Here is a 15,863-nt window from a genome sequence, read left to right as displayed (position 1 = left end):
TTGCCTCTTTTTGTACGGCAATCGCCCCAGGGCCATTGCCAAGGCGAACTTTAGCCACCTCGCCGTGGATTTCACTCAGGAATCAAGCCCCAATCGATCGACAATCATCCTTATTCGTTCGATGATCGTACATAAACAGGGTTTGTCCTGATCGAGCCGAGCCGCCGCGCCGGCTGCCGCACGGCACACTTCGGGCCATGAGCACCGATGCGACCGATCTTTCCCCCGCGCCGGCCGGCCTCGACAAGCGCGACTGGATCGCCGGGCTGGAGCGCGGCGTGAGCATCATCGAAGCCTTCGACGACGCCCATCCGCGCCTCACCGCCAGCCAGGCCGGCGAACGCACGGGCATGACGCGCACGGCCGCGCGGCGCTACCTGCTGACGCTGCAGCACATGGGCTACGTGGCGAGCGACGGCAAGCTGTTCTGGCTCACACCGCGCGTGCTGCGGCTCGGGCAGTCGTACCTCGACTCGGCGCGGCTGCCGCGCATCGTCCAGCCCTTCCTGCAGCGCGTGGCGGCCGGCACCAGCGAGATCGCCTACCTCAGCGTGATGGATGGCGACGAGGTGGTCTACATCGCGCGCAACGGCCCCAACCGCAGCATGAGCACCGGCTACGTGCTGGGCGCGCGCGTGCCGGCGCAGGTCACGGCGGCGGGCATGCTGATGCTCGCGCTGCGCAGCGACGCCGAGCTGGCCGACTGGCTCGCCACGCGGCAGCTGCGGGTGTTCACCTCGCACACCATCGCGAGCATGGAACGCATGAAGCTCGAACTCGCGCGCATCCGCGCGCAGGGCTGGGCGCTGTCGGAGCAGCAGCTCGACCTCAATTCGCGCGGCATTGCGGTGCCGCTGCGCGACCGGCACGGCACGCTGGTGGGCGCGCTCAACATCACCATGCCGATGGGCCATGAAAGCTCCGAAGACGCGGTGGCGCGCGTGCTGCCGGTCTTGCGCGAAACCGCGCAGGCCATGCGCAACCTGATCTGACTGACAGCTTTCCGACAGCATGCGTCAGGCAGGATGCGGGCTTTCTTTCTTTCACAAAAGCAATGGAGACGAGCACCATGTCCGACGATCACTTCCTGAACGAATACCAGGCCACCCGCCGCCAATGGCTGCAGGGCGGCGGCGCGCTGGCCCTGGGCGGCCTGCTGCCTTCGCTGGCCTCGGCGCAGGCCGGCTGGCCGAGCAAGTCGGTGCGCTTCGTCGTGCCCTTCGCACCGGGCGGCAGCTCGGAGATCGTCGCGCGCTCCACCGCCGCCGAGCTTTCGCGCACGCTGGGCCAGAGCGTCTTCGTCGACAACAAGCCCGGCGCGGCCGGCAACATCGCGATGAGCGAAGTGGCGCGCAGCACCGACCAGCACACGCTGATCCTCGGCCATATCGGCACGCTGGCGGTCAACCCCTACATCTTCGCCAAGCTGCCCTATGACGCGAACAAGGACTTCAAGCCCGTGAGCCTGCTGGCCAAGGTGCCCAGCCTCTACGTGGTGCACCCCGACGTGCCCGCGAAGAACCTCAAGGAGTTCATCGCCTATGCCAAGTCGAAGCCGGGCAAGCTGAGCTACGGCTCCGCGGGCAACGGCAGCGCGGGCCACCTGGCTTTCGAATACCTGAAGATGACCGCGGGCGTGTTCATGCTGCACGTGCCCTACCGCGGCACCGGACCGATGGTGACCGACCTGCTCTCGGGCCGGCTCGACGCCTCGGCCATCGGCGCCGCGGCCATCATTCCGTTCATCAAGGCCGGCAAGGTGCGCTGCATCGCCACCGGCTCGGCCAAGCGCCTGGCGCAGCTGCCTGACGTGGCCACGGTGGCCGAGCAGGGCTTCCCCGGCTTCGAAATGACGCAGTGGTACGGCATGCTCGCGCCGGCCAACATCGAGCCCGCGAACCTGGCCAAGCTCTCGGCCGAAACGATGAAGGCCGTGAAGTCGCCCGATTCGATGCAGCGGCTGACGGCCGATGCGGCCGAGGCCATCGGCGGCACGCCCGAGCAGTTCGCGCAGTTCATTGCGGCGGAGCAGGCGCGCTGGCAGAAAGTCATTGCAAGGGCAAACATCAAGCCGGACTGATTGCGCAGTCGTCTGGCCGACTGTGCGCGGCCTGTACCGACAGCTGAGGGGCGTCATGCGTGCGGCGCTGGCGCCGCCGCCCTCGGGGGCGTACTCATGCCGATGAGCGCGACAGCGTGGCCAGCTTCTTCTTCGCGCTTTGCAGGAGCCCGACCCGCTCGACGGGCAATTGGGCCTTCGTGTCCCCAAGCTTGATGATCTCGAGCGCCGAGGGCTTCGGCATGAGCGCGTCGCGCGGCGTGAGGCTGTTGAACCTGGCGTTCGAGATGACGTGCATCTTCAAGTGGCGGTGGATGTTCTTCGAGAGTTTCCGGCACGCGGCCGTCATGGCGGCTTCGTCGGGCATCGACTGGCCATGCACGACGAGCAGCTCCAGGGTGCCGTCCTTGTCCTCGCGCAGGATGAAGGCGCGCAAGACCGAGTCCTTGAACTTGGCCCGCAGCATCGAGCGAACCGGCTCGGCGGCGGCAAACGACTTCAGCGCGATGCTGCGCAGCTCGTCATGAAAGAGAAACGCACGGTCGATCGAGACGGTCTCGGCCTCGTCTGCCTCGGGCTTGTGCCGCTTCAGGATGCCGCTGCCGGCGAGGTGCGCCAGGGTACGCGCCACGGTGTCGGGGTCGAGCTTGGAACGCTGGGCCAGCTCGCCGGATGAAAACTGTTGGTCGGGCGCCGCGTAGGCGACCATCAGGAGCTTTTGCACCTCGGGGGCGAAAAGAAAATCTGCGGCACTCATTTTTTTCCGGGGTCTCTGGAGGGGACCGCATTATCGGGACACGACTTCACCGCGCTCGACACGCCGGCGCCGCATTCGGTGTGCAGATTTACATCTTGAAGCAAAAAAGCATAATCACGCCGCTCGCGACACTCTGCCGCGAGCGGCCGGGTCCAGGGAGTGCCCGGTCTTCTGTGCACAACCGATATCCACAAAAATGAAATTCAATCACAAGAGCATCACCGTCGTCCTGTCGGCGCTGCTGATGACAGGATGCGCCTCCGTCAATATGGCCAGCAAGGAGGAGAGCGACAAGGCCAAGCAGTTCAGCGCCCCGGACACCGGGAAATCCGGCCTTTATGTCTATCGCAACAGCTTCGGCGGGAAGTCTTTGAAGAAGGACATCTGGGTCAACGGCAACTGCCTGGGCGAGAGTGCATCCGACGTGTTCTTCTACACGCAGGTCGACGGCGGCAAGAAGAACAAGATCGAAACGGAATCGGAGTTCTCGCCCAATTCCATGGAACTGTTCATGGAAGCCGGCAAGAACTACTTCGTCCGGCAGTTCATCAAGATGGGCGCTTTCGTGGGCGGCGCCGACCTGGAGCAGATTTCGGAAGCGCAGGGCAAGGCCGACGTAGCCAAGCTCGGCCTGGCGCAACCGGGCACCTGCGGCAAGTAAGCGGTGCCCCCTGGGGAAGCGATCGCAAGCGGCGGATCGCCGTCCCCAGGTAATTTCCACACCGGACTTCGCCCGAAGAACGGTCCGCCACCCAGGCGTGCGTGAGGCGCGTTGCGACGCCAGCGGCCTCTCTCAACCCGCCTTCAGGAACACATCATGATCGGGCGCGAAATTGGCATGCAACGGCAGCATCGCCCCGCCTAGCGCACAAGCCTGCGCCCCTACCCTGCCCCCGTGCAGCCGGGGCGGCCACAGGCCCTCCCAATTGCACTGCGCGAGCGCCGCGCGCGTCTGGTCGAGCAGCGCCTGCAGCAATGCGCGCGACATCGACCCGTCCATCACCACGTCGGCAAGATCGAGCACCGCCGTGCTGCTCACGATGGCGTGCGCCAGCGCCAGCGATGCGGAGCCGAGCCAGGCCTGCGTGGCCGCGGCAAAGGGCGCCTGCAGCGCGCGGTCGTCATAGGCCGCGGTGGTGTCGAGGCCCTGGGCCTGCAGGCGCTGCTCCAGCTCCCACAGCGAAGCCTCGGCCATCACCTGTGGCGGCAGCGCCGCGCCCGCACCGGCCCGTGCCGGCTGCATCGGCAGCGACGCCAGTGCGCCCGCATTGCCATGCGCGCCGGTGTGCAGGTGCGAGTCGATGACCAGCCCGCCGCCCACGAAGGTGTCGACGAAGATGTACAGGAAGCTCTTCAGGTCATGGCCGCGCCCGCCCACCAGCTCGGCCACGCAGGCCGCCACCGTGTCGCGCGCGAAGCTCACGGGCACGTCGGTGCGCGCGCGCACCTCCGCCGCCAAGTCCATCTGGTTCCACAGGTCGGCCTGTGCCTTCGACAGGCCCAGCGTGCGGTGCCAGCCGCCGAGCTGGAACGGCGCGGCCAGCCCCGCGCCCACGTTGCGCACCGCGAGCGGCCCCAAGCCGTCGCGCAGCCGGTGGATGTGCTGCGCGATGGCGGGCAGCAGCTCGTCCGCATCGGGAAAGTCGTAGCTGATCGCAAGCCGCTCGCGCACCTGCGTGGTGAAGTCGATCAGCAGCCATTCGGCGCCGCGCCGGCCCACCTTGATGCCGATGGCAAAGGCCCCGTCGGGGTTGAGCGCCAGCGGCACCGAAGGCTGCCCGATGCGGCCGCGCACGCGGCCCTGCTTGACGATGAGCCCGTCTTCCTCGAGCCGCGCGGTGATGAGCCCGATGGTCTGCGCGCTGAGCCCGGTCAGCCGTGCGAGATCGGCCTTGGGCAGGCTGGTGTGAACGCGCAGGGCCTGCAGCACCGTGCGCTCGTTGAACTGGCGCATGCCGACCTGGTTGGAGCCGCGGGGCCGCAACAGGTCGGGCGGGCGCGCAGGGGCTTCTGCATCAGGCATGCGCCTCCGCGGGCAGCTGGTCGGCGGTCATGGCGCCGGTCATCACGGCCACCGTGTCGCTCATGCTGATCTTCTTCGGATTGAGCACCGCCGCGCGCTTGCCCAGGCGTGCCACGTGGATGCGGTCGGCCACCTCGAACACGTGCGGCATGTTGTGGCTGATGAGCACCACGGGCAGGCCGCGGTCGCGCACGCGGCGGATCAGCTCCAGCACCATGTTGCCCTCCTTCACGCCGAGCGCCGCGGTGGGCTCGTCCATGATGACCACGTGCCGCGCGAAGGCCGCGCTGCGCGCCACCGCCACACACTGGCGCTGGCCGCCCGAGAGCGTTTCCACCGCCTGCGTCATCGACTGGATGCCGACCTTCAGGTCCGCCATGCGGGCCGCGCTTTCGTGCAGCATCTTCTTCTTGTCGAGCATGCGCAGCACGTTGCCCAAAAAGCCGGGGCGGCGCAGCTCGCGGCCGAGGAAGAGGTTCTCGTAGATGGTCATGGCCGGTGCCACGGCCAGATCTTGGTAGACCGTCTCGATGCCCGCGCGCCGTGCGTCGAGCGGATTGCGAAAGTGCACCGGTGCGCCGTCGAGCAGGATCTCGCCCTCGTCGGGAATGGTGGCGCCCGACAGCGCCTTGATCAGCGACGACTTGCCCGCGCCGTTGTCGCCGATCACCGCGAGGATCTCTCCTTCGCGCAGTTCGAAGTCGACACCGTCGAGCGCCGTGACCTGGCCATAGCGCTTCACCAGGCCCCGGGCCTGCATCACGATCTTGGGGTTTGCCACGGTATTCATCAGCGGGCTCCCCGGCGCGACAGCTGGTCGGCCGCCACCGCCAGAATCACCAGCACGCCCGTCACCAGCACCTGGTAGATCGACGACACGCCCATCAGCGTGAGCCCGTTGCGGAACACGCCCACGATCAGCACGCCGATTAGCGAGCCCAGCACCACGCCGCGTCCGCCGAACAGGCTGGTGCCGCCGAGCACCACGGCCGTGATGGCGTCGAGGTTCTCGGTCTGCCCCGCGTTCGGGTCGCCCACGCCGGTGCGCGCCACCGACAGCAGCGAGGCAATGCCGTAGAGCGCACCCGCCGCCACGTACACGCCCAGCAGCACGCGCTGCGTCGGAATGCCGACCAGCCGCGTGGCCTCGGCGTTGTTGCCCACCGCATAGATGTGCCGCCCTGCCGCCGTCTCGCGCAGCACGAACCAGGCGAGCGCATAGAGCACCAGCATCAGCACCGCGCCCCAGGCCACCGCGGCGCCGCCGACGGCGAAGGTGGTGCCCAGCCCCGTGAGGCCGGCGGGCAGGTCGGTGATGGTCTGCGACGACGAATACAGCTGCGTGATCGCGAACGCGATGTTCAGCGTGCCCAGCGTCACGATGAAGGGCGGCAGCTTGATGCGCGTGACCAGGAGGCCGTTGACCAGCCCGAACAGCGTCGTCACGCCCACGCCGCAGAGAATGGCCACCGGCACCGGCAGCCCGAGCTCGGTCGCGAACTTGCTCATGATGATGCTGCCCAGCGCCATCACCATGCCGCACGACAGGTCGATGCCCGCCGTGAGGATGATCAGCGTCTGGCCGATGGCGATCACGCCGACCACCATCACCTGCTGCAGGATCAGCGAGAGGTTGTCCCCCGTCAGAAAACGGTCGGACTGGGTCGCAAAGAAGATGCATGCGCCAAGCAGGGCCAGCCACGGCCCCAGGGCGCCCCACGGAATGTGGTGCGTTGGAGATTTCGCCATCAGGACGCTCCGGGCCTTCTTACTTCTTGCCCCAGCACAGTTCGGCGCCGGTCTTGGTGTCCTTGCTGTCGACGCCGGCCACGCTCTTGCCGGCGATCAGGGTCACGCCCGTGTCGACGTAGCCCGAGGCCTTCTTGCCCGTCTTGGCAAACTCCACGCCCGCCGCCACGCCCATCGCGGCCATCTTGAGCGGGTACTGCTGCGAGGTGGCGGCAATGATGCCGGCGTTGGTGTCCTTGATGCCCTGGCAGCCGCCGTCCACCGAGACGATCAGCACGCCCTTCTCCTTGCCCGCGCGCTTGAGCGCGTTGTAGGCACCGGCCGCGGCGGGTTCGTTGATGGTGTAGACCAGGTTCACCTCGGGCGCCTTCTGCAGGCAGTTTTCCATCGCCGTCTGCGCCTTGGCCTGGTCGCCGAAGCTGTCGGCCATGCAGACGATCTCGGGCGACTTCGACAGCTCGTTCGACTTGGCGTCGTTCGCCGGCAGGCCGAAGCCCTTCATGAAGCCGTTGTGCCGCTGCGCGCCCACCGGATGGCCCGGCAGCAGGTCGAGCGCGACGATCTTCGGCGGCTTGCCGGCCATCGCGGCCTTGGCATATTCGCCGATCAGCACGCCGGCCGTGTAGTTGTTGGTGGCGAAGAGCGCGTCGGTCGCATCCGGCGGATCGGCCGGGCTGTCGAGCGCGATCACCATCACGCCCTTGTCGCGCGCCTTCTTGATGGCCGGCACGATGGCCTTGGCGTCGCTCGGCGTGATGAGGATGGTCTTGGCGCCCGCGGCAATCATGTTTTCCATGGCGGTGATCTGGCCCGCGTTGTCGCCGTCGGCCTTGCCCGAGCCGGAGAGAAGCTTGGCGCCGAGCTTCTTGGCTTCTTCCTGCGCGCCCTCCTTCATCTTGACGAAGAAGGGGTTGGTTTCGGTCTTGGTGACCAGGCCGATGACGGGCTGGTCGGCGGCAAAAGCGGCAGACGATGCGGCCAGGGACATGGCCGCCATGGCCAGGATGGAGCGGGAGCTGAACATTGGTTTGTCTCCGTACGTTCGTTGGCGGGCGGCGAGCGCCCGCGGGGCTTGATAACCGGCCGCGAGCCCTTTGTGCAAAGGAGCGCGGCGGCCGGACGCAGGGAGACTATCGATGAGGGAAGCGACTAAATCAAGTGGTTTTAGTTATCGAAAACCCGGGGTTTGCACATCCTGCGACCGGCGTTGGCATTCAGGTAGCGGTCGGGCGTCTTCCCTGCTCCAGCCTCACCACCCGCCAAGCGCACAAGCTCCCCGCCACCGCCAGCACGGCCGCCAGCGCGAACATGGTCCGGTAGCCGAACTCCTGCGCCACCGCACCGCCCAGCAGCACACCCAGCACGCCGCCGAAGCCATAGCCGATCACGGTGAAGAGCGCCTGTCCCCGCCCGCGCAGCCGGCCGGGAAAGCGGCGCGACACCACGGCGATGCAGGTGGTGTGGTGCGCCGCGAAGCTCAGCGCATGCAGCCACTGCGCGATGACGAGCGCCGCGATCGAGCCGCCCAGCCCGGCGGTCAGGCCCAGCCGCGCCACGGCGGCAATGCCGCACACCAGCATCCAGCGCGGCATCGGCAAGAGGCCGATGAGCCGCCCCTGCAGGAAGAACCAGACGATCTCGGCCACCACCGACAACGCCCACAGCAGGCCGATGACGCTCTTGCCGTAGCCCAGCGAATCGAGGTACAGCGAGAAGAAGGCGTAAACCGAAAAGTGCGACATCACCTGGAAGAACAGCGACGCGAAGAACCACCGCACCGCCGGAATGCGCAGCACCGGCCCGATGGGTTCCTTGACGGCATCGTGCGCCGCTACCGGCTCGCGGATGTCGGGCAGCTTCATGGTCGCGACCAGCACAATGGCCAGCGTGCCCGCGGCCCAGGCTGGAAAGTGCTTCATGCCGAAACGCTCGAACCACTCGCCCGCAAAGAACACGGTCACCAGGAAGCCGGCCGAGCCGCAGAGCCGGATGCGCCCGTAGCGCCCCCAGTCGCCCGCCACCAGTTGCGCCATGGCGGCCTCGGTGAGCGACATCATCGAACTGGTGTGGGTGAACATCACCAGCAGCACCAGCGCCAGCCACCAGGCGCCGCCATGCCACCAGAGCCCGAAGGAGCTGGCCAGCGCCACCGCGGCGCTGAAGCGCAGCAGCTTCACGCGCTGCCCCGTGTGGTCGCTGAGCGCGCCCCAGGCATAGGGCGCGAACACGCGCGTGATCGATTGCACCGAGGCCAGCAGGCTGATCGTGAAGATCGGCAACCCCAGGTCCTTGAGCCACAGCGGCAGGTACGGGTTGAAGAAACCGATGTGCGCGAAATAGCTGGCCGACAGGCCAGCGAATGCCAGCAGGTGGCCGCGCCCGGCGGCCACGGGTGGCGGCACGGACACTAGAGGAAAGACGCCTGCGGCGAGGCGGATTCGGTCTGGTCGTCCTGCGTTTGCTGACGATGCTGTTGCTGCACATCACCGCACTGCGCGCGGTTGCGCAGCACGTGCTCCATGACCACCAGTGCGAGCATGGCCTCGGCGATGGGCGTCGCCCGGATGCCGACGCACGGATCGTGGCGGCCCTTGGTGACCACCTCGACCGGGTTGTTGTGGATGTCGATGGACTGGCGCGGGCTGATGATCGAACTGGTGGGCTTGATCGCGATGGTCACTTCGAGGTCCTGGCCCGAACTGATGCCCCCGAGGATACCGCCCGCGTTGTTGGTGACGAAGCCGGTGGGCGTGATCGAGTCGCCGTGCGTGGTGCCGCGCTGCGTGATGCTCTCGAAGCCGGCGCCGATCTCGACCGCCTTCACGGCGTTGATGCCCATCATCGCGTAGGCGATTTCGGCGTCGAGCTTGTCGAACAGCGGCTCGCCCAGGCCGATGGGCACGTGGGTGGCCGTCACGCGGATGCGTGCGCCGCAGGAGTCGCCGGCCTTGCGCAGGCGGTCCATGTAGGCCTCGAGTTCGCTCACGTCGGCCATGGGCGCAAAGAAGGGGTTGTTGGGCACGTGGTCCCAGCTCTCGAACGGAATGGCGATTTCGCCGATCTGCACCATGCAGCCGCGAAACACCATGCCGTATTTTTCGGCCAGCCACTTCTTGGCGACTGCACCGGCGGCCACCATGGGCGCCGTGAGCCGCGCCGAAGAGCGCCCGCCGCCGCGCGGATCGCGGATGCCGTATTTCTTCCAGTAGGTGAAGTCGGCGTGGCCCGGGCGGAACTGCTGGGCGATCTGGCCGTAGTCCTTGCTGCGCTGGTCGGTGTTCTGGATCAGCAGCGCAATCGGGGTGCCGGTGGTCTTGCCTTCGTAGACGCCGGAAAGGATCTGCACCGCGTCGGGCTCGTTGCGCTGGGTGACGTGGCGGCTGGTGCCGGGGCGGCGGCGGTCGAGGTCGCCCTGGATGTCGGCTTCGCTCAATGCCATGCCCGGAGGGCAGCCGTCGATCACGCAGCCGATGGCCGGGCCGTGCGACTCGCCGAAATTGGTGACCGCGAAGAGAGTTCCGAAGGTGTTGCCGCTCATGGTGGGGGATTATCCCTACAAAGCGGCGGCCACTCAGTCCGTCGTGTTTTCCATGCGCCGGGTGAGCGTACCCAGCTGCAGTTCGATGGCGAAGAGCCGTTCGTTCAGCACGGCCGTCTGCAGCCGTATGGCCTCGACGATGGCCTTGGTCTGCGGGTCCGAGGTGTTGTCGGCCAGTTCCGCCAGGTCGTGCAGCTTCTTGCGAAGTTCGTTGCTCATGAGGGGCTCCGTTCGTCGTCTCGTCGTGGAGGCCCCAGTATGGGTCTTCGCCAGCGCGCCGGCAATGCGTGAAAGCCGGTCAAGCGCCCTGCGGCTGCGCCAGCCACTTCCCGAGCTTGCCCATGGCGCCGGTCCAGCCATGGCTGTGCCCTTCGCGCGCGGCTTCGTCGAAGAACTGCTCGTGCAGCAGGACCAGTTCGCAGCCGGTGCCGTCGGGCTCGATACGCACCGTGACGCGCGACTCGCGCTCCGGCGTGCTGCGCCAGGCCCAGCTGAAGACCAGCTTGCGGTTGGGCACGAGCTCCTGGTAGACGCCGCTCACGTCGTGCGTCTCTCCGTCGGCCGCAAGCATGGCCACGCGAAAGCGGCCGCCCACGCGCAGGTCGACTTCGGCCAGCGGCACGGACACGATTTCCTCGGGGCCGAACCAGGCCTTCAGCGCTTGCGGGTCGGTCCACGCGCGCCAGACTTTTTCGGCGGCGACGGGGTAGTGCCTGCGGAGGGTGAGCGAGGGGCGCTCGGTGGCGGGGGCGGCAGGTTTTGCCATTCGGTCTCCTCTTGGTGATAGAGAAAGCGCGCCAGTGCATCGAGGCGCCCGGTCCAGAATTTCTCATAGCGCGACAACCACACGGCAGCCTCCTGCATGGGGCGCGGCGAGAGTTCGCAGCGCACGATGCGGCCCTCTTTCGTGCGCGAGATGAGCCCGGCGTCCTCCAGCACCCGTAGGTGCTTCATGAAGCCGGTCAGCGACATGCCATGCGGTTCGGCCAGCTCGGTCACGCTGAGGCTGCGCTCGCCCAGCGTCTCCAGCACCGTGCGGCGCGTCGGGTCGGAGAGCGCGGCAAACACGGCGTCGAGGGTGGCATTGTCTGAGTGAACCATGTGGTTGAGTATCCCGATGCACACCGGAGGCGTCAAGCGGTGCCCGCATCGGCCCTTCGCGGCGGATGTCTTTGGGAACGCTTTATGCGTGCTGCGCCCCAGCACCACCCCCCTGCGAAGGAGCGCCCCATGCTGGACCGAACCGTCACCCAATTCTCCCACGTCAAGCCCGGAGACACCGCGTACGTCTCGGGCGGCCTGCGCGATTTCTTCCTCTACCGCGACCTCGGCATTGCGGAGGCCACCAACGGCAAGGTCATCGCGCACCTGGTCAAGGCCAACATGGCACCGGAAACGGGCACCGGCTGGCACCGCCACGAAGCCGACTTCCAGATCGTGATCATGCTCAAGGGCTGGGCCCGCTTCATGTACGAGGACAAGGAAACGCTGGTCGAGGCCGGCGACGTGGTGCATCAGCGCCCCGGCATCCGGCACTTCCTGTTCGACTACTCGCCCGACATGGAATACCTGGAGATCGTCTCGCCGGCCGACTTCAAGAGCATCGACGTCGAGCCGGTGTGCGAGATTCCGCCGCCCACGCCGTGGGTCTAGCCTCGGAAAGGGGCGATGCAGCGCGCAGTCCGGGTCATGACGCGACGAGCATCCCGCTGACCAGCAGCGCCGCGAACAGTGCCGCGACCGCGCGCCATGACGCCGGCCGCACCTCGACCGCGCGGTACAGCAGCAGCGCGGCGCCCACGGAAAGCCCGAAGGTAGCGGCCATGCCCAGCGCATCGATCCAGGCGGCGTGCGGCCCCAACTGCTCCACCGCCGCGTTGGTGGCCAGGAGCACCGGAAAGTGGATCAGGAACAGTGAATACGACATGCGGCCCAGGCGCTGCAAGGGCATGGCCACATCCGGCCAGCGCCCGAGCGACAGCCAGCCCCGCCGCTGCGCAACGGCAATCAGCAATGCGCCCACGAGGGCGGTGGCGATGCGGCTGCGCCAGTCGATGGCGAGCGCAGCTGCACCGGTGAGCGCCAGCAGCACGATGGCACTGCGCCAGGTGCTGGCCCGCGTGGCGCGCCCGATCCAGAACGCCAGCATGCCGAGCCCGTAGGCACCGAAGAAATAGAACGCCGTGCCGTCGAGATCGGCATTGCGGTTGAAGAGCACCAGCGAGGTGGTGGCCACCGCCAGTACCAGCGCCACCGGCGTCCAGCGCTCGCGCGAGACCGCCGCGGCCGGCACCGGCGCCCGCCGCAGCATGGCGGGAAGCCCCATGAGCGTGAGCGCGAGCACGAACAGCTGGAAGTCGATGGCCACGTACCAGACGCCCGTGGACAGCGCCTCGTAGCCCAGCAGGTCCTGCATCAGCAACCCGTGCGCGAGCAGCTGGCCGATGCTCGGCGAGGCCGGCACGTCGTCGCCTGCCATCCAGGGACGCACGAAGGCCGCCACCAGCACGCACACCGTGAGCGCCGCCATGTAGGGCATGACCAGGCGGCCGTAGCGCTGCAGGATGCGCGCGATCGGCCGATCGACGCGCAGCACGCCGTCGGGCGCCAGGCTGGCCGCCGCAAGGAAGCCGGCAATCACCAGGAAGACCTGCACGGCGAGCCGGCCGTCATCGGCCAGCCAGCCCAGCAAGCCCGGTGCCAGCAGAAAGGCACCCACCGGCATCGTGCCGTAGCGCGACAGGTGGTGCCCGACGATCAACGCACAGGCAATGCCCTTGGCGATGTCGAGCAGCGGCATTCGCCCGCGCTGCGCGAGCCCTGCGGCAGGCGCCGGTTTGCAAGCGCCGTTCAAAGTGCGAGCCGCTGCCTTGCTTGCTGGTACTCGCGCTTGAGCTTTTCGATGAAGGCGGCGGCGCTGGCCACTTCGGTGACGGCGCCGATGCCCTGGCCCGAACCCCAGATGTCCTTCCAGGCCTTGGCCTTGCTGCCCTCGCCGCCGCCGAAGTTCATGGTCTTGACGTCGCCTTCGGGCAGGTTGGCGGGGTCCATGCCGGCCTTGACAATGCTGGGCGCCAGGTAGTTGCCGTGCACGCCGGTGAAGAGGCTCGAATAGACGATGTCGTCCGAAGTGCCCTCGACGATGGCCTGCTTGTAGTCGTCGCTCGCGCGCGCTTCCTCGGTGGCGATGAAGGCGGTGCCGATGTAGGCGAAGTCGGCGCCCATGGCTTGCGCCGCGAGCACCGCACCGCCGGTGGCGATGGAGCCCGACAGCGCAATGGGGCCGTCGAACCACTGGCGGATCTCCTGCACCAGCGCGAACGGGCTCTTCACGCCCGCATGGCCGCCGGCGCCGGCCGCCACGGCAATGATGCCGTCGGCGCCCTTCTCGATCGCTTTCTGCGCGAACTTGTTGTTGATGATGTCGTGCAGCGTGACGCCGCCGTAGCTGTGCACCGCATCGTTCACGTCGGTGCGCGCGCCCAGCGAGGTGATGACGATCGGCACCTTGTACTTCACGACCATCTCCATGTCGTGCTCGAGGCGGTCGTTGCTCTTGTGCACGATCTGGTTGATGGCGAACGGCGCGGCGGGCCTGTCCGGATGGGCCTTGTTGTAGGCCGCGAGTTCCTCGGTGATCTCGGCCAGCCAGTCTTCGAGCTGCGCCGCGGGGCGCGCGTTGAGCGCCGGCATGGAGCCGACCACGCCGGCCTTGCATTGCGCGATCACGAGCTTGGGGTTGCTGATGATGAACAGCGGCGAGCCGATGATCGGCAGCGGCAGGTTCGCCAGGACGGGGGGCAGCTTGGACATGGTGTCTCCGGAAATGGGTTCAGCTTTTATAAGAGAGAGAGCCTCTGCCGCCCGTCAGATGGGCGACAGAGCTGTGGCTCAAAACGCGTCGAGCGCCAGCGCCGTCACGCTCTCGGCGCCCTCGACGATGCTGTCGCGCAGGCCGGGCGCCTTGTTCAGGATGTGCTCGGCATAGAAGCGCGCGGTCGCGATCTTGGCCTGCATGAAGTCCACGTCGACGTTGTGCGACGCCAGGTCCTCTGCAATGACCAGCGAGCGCGCCAGCTGCCAGCCGGCCACGAGGTTGCCCGCGAGCATCAGGTAGGGCACGCTGCCCGCGAAGACCGCGTTCGGCGCTGCCTTGGTCTGGCCCGCGACGAAATCGACCACCTCGACGAAAGCCTCGCGCGCGGCCTTCAGGCGCTTGCGGACGGCGGCGGCGGCGGGGCTGCTGCTCCTGGCCAATTCGGCCTCGGTCTTTTCGATCTGCGCCGCAATCGCCTTGGCGGTCTGGCCGCCGTCGCGCGCGGTCTTGCGGCCCACGAGGTCGTTGGCCTGGATCGCGGTGGTGCCTTCGTAGATCGTCAGGATCTTGGCGTCGCGGTAGTACTGCGCCGCGCCGGTTTCCTCGATGAAGCCCATGCCGCCATGCACCTGCACGCCGAGCGAAGTCACTTCGAGGCTCATCTCGGTGCTGTAGCCCTTGACCAGCGGCACCATGAATTCGTAGAAGGCCTGGTTCTGCTTGCGGGCTTCCGCATCGGGGTAGTGGTGCGCGGCGTCGTAGGCGGCCGCGGCCACGCTGGCCATGGCACGGCAGCCTTCGGTGTAGGCGCGCATCGTCATCAGCATGCGCTTGACGTCGGGGTGGTGGATGATGGGTGCGCTCGCGTTCATCGAGCCGTCGACCGGGCGGCTCTGCACACGGTCTTTCGCATAAGCCACCGCGTGTTGGTAGGCACGCTCGGCAATCGCGATGCCCTGCATGCCCACGGCGTAGCGGGCCGAGTTCATCATGATGAACATGTATTCGAGCCCGCGGTTCTCCTGCCCCACCAGATACCCGACGGCGCCGCCATGGTCGCCGTACTGCAGCACGGCGGTCGGCGAGGCCTTGATGCCCAACTTGTGCTCGATGCTCACACAGTGCACGTCGTTGCGCTCACCCAGCGATCCATCCTTGCCGACCATGAACTTCGGCACCACGAACAGGCTGATGCCCTTCACGCCTTCGGGCGCGCCGGTCACGCGCGCCAGCACCAGGTGCACGATGTTCTCGGCCATGTCGTGCTCGCCGTAGGTGATGAAGATCTTGGTGCCGAAGACCTTGTAGGTGCCGTCGGGCTGCGGCTCGGCGCGGCTGCGCACCAGCGCAAGGTCGCTGCCGGCCTGCGGCTCGGTGAGGTTCATGGTGCCGGTCCACTGCCCGCTCACCAGTTTTTCGAGGTACACCGCCTTGAGCTCGTCGGAGCCGGCCGTGAGCAGCGCCTCGATGGCGCCGTCGCTCAAGAGCGGGCACAGCGCAAAGCTCATGTTGGCCGAATTGAGCATCTCGCCGCAGGCCGCGCCGATGGTCTTGGGCAGGCCCTGCCCGCCGAAATCCGCCGGATGCTGCAGGCCCTGCCAGCCACCCGACACGTACTGCGCGAAGGCCTCCTTGAAACCCGGCGTGGTCGTGACCTTGCCGTCCTTGAACAACGAGGGGTTGCGGTCGCCTTCGACGTTCAGCGGCGCGACCACGTCCTGGTTGAAGCGCGCGCATTCCTCGAGCACGGCCTGGGCGGTTTCGAGGCCGGCATCCTCGAAGCCGGGCAGCCTGGCGATCTCGCCGATGTTGGCCAGGTGCTCGATGTCGAACAGCATGTCCTTGAGGGGGGCGGTGTAGCTCATCTTTTGTCTCCAGATACAGCGGATACGAAAAGGGCATCGCGAACGATGCCCTTCG

At 67.3% G+C, this 15,863-nt stretch carries 17 protein-coding genes; 4 read left to right on the top strand and 13 right to left on the bottom strand.

Translation table 11 applies throughout. From position 1 onward, the window contains the following. The first annotated feature begins 197 nt into the window (after nt 1-197). Together QFZ47_RS22760 and QFZ47_RS22755 are read left to right on the top strand one after the other, a co-directional pair. Entirely contained in the window at nt 198-992 is a 795-nt protein-coding gene (locus QFZ47_RS22760) for an IclR family transcriptional regulator domain-containing protein (RefSeq protein ID WP_307657784.1), read from the top strand. 77 nt (nt 993-1,069) lie between these two features. Further along, nucleotides 1,070-2,080, top strand: a complete 1,011-nt coding sequence (locus QFZ47_RS22755; RefSeq protein ID WP_307657783.1) for a Bug family tripartite tricarboxylate transporter substrate binding protein — start codon at nt 1,070-1,072, stop codon at nt 2,078-2,080. A gap of 94 nt (nt 2,081-2,174) precedes the next feature. Here the strand turns inward: QFZ47_RS22755 and QFZ47_RS22750 are convergent, their stop codons facing one another. Then, on the bottom strand, nt 2,175-2,816 hold the full coding sequence (locus tag QFZ47_RS22750) for a hypothetical protein (RefSeq protein ID WP_307657782.1): 642 nt from the start codon (nt 2,814-2,816) through the stop codon (nt 2,175-2,177). A 196-nt stretch (nt 2,817-3,012) separates the two neighbouring features. Between QFZ47_RS22750 and QFZ47_RS22745 the strand changes: the two genes are divergently transcribed. Beyond that, nucleotides 3,013-3,477, top strand: a complete 465-nt coding sequence (locus tag QFZ47_RS22745) for a DUF2846 domain-containing protein (RefSeq protein ID WP_307657781.1) — start codon at nt 3,013-3,015, stop codon at nt 3,475-3,477. Between the two features lie 132 nt (nt 3,478-3,609). Here the strand turns inward: QFZ47_RS22745 and QFZ47_RS22740 are convergent, their stop codons facing one another. The 9 genes from QFZ47_RS22740 to QFZ47_RS22700 all read right to left on the bottom strand — a co-directional run bounded on the left by QFZ47_RS22740 (nt 3,610) and on the right by QFZ47_RS22700 (nt 11,227). Next, nucleotides 3,610-4,839, bottom strand: a complete 1,230-nt coding sequence (locus tag QFZ47_RS22740; protein WP_307657780.1) for an ROK family transcriptional regulator — start codon at nt 4,837-4,839, stop codon at nt 3,610-3,612. Beyond that, nucleotides 4,832-5,629, bottom strand: coding sequence for an ATP-binding cassette domain-containing protein (locus tag QFZ47_RS22735; RefSeq protein ID WP_307657779.1), 798 nt, complete (start codon nt 5,627-5,629; stop codon nt 4,832-4,834). The genes QFZ47_RS22740 and QFZ47_RS22735 overlap by 8 nt, the downstream gene beginning before the upstream one ends. After that, on the bottom strand, nt 5,629-6,588 hold the full coding sequence (locus QFZ47_RS22730; RefSeq protein ID WP_145744595.1) for an ABC transporter permease: 960 nt from the start codon (nt 6,586-6,588) through the stop codon (nt 5,629-5,631). The genes QFZ47_RS22735 and QFZ47_RS22730 overlap by 1 nt, the downstream gene beginning before the upstream one ends. Before the next feature lie 19 nt (nt 6,589-6,607). Beyond that, complete coding sequence (locus QFZ47_RS22725) at nt 6,608-7,612, bottom strand: sugar ABC transporter substrate-binding protein (protein ID WP_307657778.1); 1,005 nt, start codon at nt 7,610-7,612, stop codon at nt 6,608-6,610. Nucleotides 7,613-7,802: 190 nt separating this feature from the next. Further along, nucleotides 7,803-8,996, bottom strand: coding sequence for an MFS transporter (locus QFZ47_RS22720; protein ID WP_307657777.1), 1,194 nt, complete (start codon nt 8,994-8,996; stop codon nt 7,803-7,805). Then, nucleotides 8,996-10,126, bottom strand: a complete 1,131-nt coding sequence (gene aroC, locus QFZ47_RS22715; protein ID WP_307657776.1) for a chorismate synthase — start codon at nt 10,124-10,126, stop codon at nt 8,996-8,998. Before aroC ends, QFZ47_RS22720 begins: the two co-directional genes overlap by 1 nt. A 33-nt stretch (nt 10,127-10,159) precedes the next feature. Continuing rightward, a complete protein-coding gene (locus QFZ47_RS22710; RefSeq protein ID WP_018905556.1) occupies nt 10,160-10,345 on the bottom strand; it encodes a hypothetical protein in 186 nt (61 codons plus the stop codon). A 79-nt stretch (nt 10,346-10,424) separates the two neighbouring features. Then, nucleotides 10,425-10,892, bottom strand: a complete 468-nt coding sequence (locus QFZ47_RS22705) for an SRPBCC family protein (RefSeq protein ID WP_307657775.1) — start codon at nt 10,890-10,892, stop codon at nt 10,425-10,427. Beyond that, complete coding sequence (locus tag QFZ47_RS22700) at nt 10,781-11,227, bottom strand: ArsR/SmtB family transcription factor (RefSeq protein ID WP_307657774.1); 447 nt, start codon at nt 11,225-11,227, stop codon at nt 10,781-10,783. Before QFZ47_RS22700 ends, QFZ47_RS22705 begins: the two co-directional genes overlap by 112 nt. Before the next feature lie 129 nt (nt 11,228-11,356). Between QFZ47_RS22700 and QFZ47_RS22695 the strand changes: the two genes are divergently transcribed. Continuing rightward, on the top strand, nt 11,357-11,779 hold the full coding sequence (locus QFZ47_RS22695) for a cupin domain-containing protein (protein WP_307657773.1): 423 nt from the start codon (nt 11,357-11,359) through the stop codon (nt 11,777-11,779). Nucleotides 11,780-11,813: 34 nt separating this feature from the next. Here QFZ47_RS22695 and QFZ47_RS22690 read toward each other — a convergent pair whose 3' ends face one another. The 3 genes from QFZ47_RS22690 to QFZ47_RS22680 form a co-directional block, all read right to left on the bottom strand. After that, nucleotides 11,814-12,926, bottom strand: coding sequence for an acyltransferase family protein (locus QFZ47_RS22690; protein WP_307657772.1), 1,113 nt, complete (start codon nt 12,924-12,926; stop codon nt 11,814-11,816). Nucleotides 12,927-12,976: 50 nt separating this feature from the next. Next, nucleotides 12,977-13,939, bottom strand: a complete 963-nt coding sequence (locus QFZ47_RS22685) for an NAD(P)H-dependent flavin oxidoreductase (protein WP_307657771.1) — start codon at nt 13,937-13,939, stop codon at nt 12,977-12,979. A 78-nt stretch (nt 13,940-14,017) separates the two neighbouring features. Next, nucleotides 14,018-15,808: an acyl-CoA dehydrogenase gene (locus QFZ47_RS22680; protein ID WP_307657770.1), complete on the bottom strand. Its 1,791-nt coding sequence runs from the start codon at nt 15,806-15,808 to the stop codon at nt 14,018-14,020. Nucleotides 15,809-15,863 lie beyond the last annotated feature (55 nt).

The sequence above is a fragment of the Variovorax paradoxus genome, from assembly GCF_030815975.1.
GTDB lineage: Bacteria > Pseudomonadota > Gammaproteobacteria > Burkholderiales > Burkholderiaceae_C > Variovorax > Variovorax paradoxus_N.
Note: the sequence above shows the minus strand (reverse complement) of the source record. Positions and strands in the feature narration are given on the sequence as shown.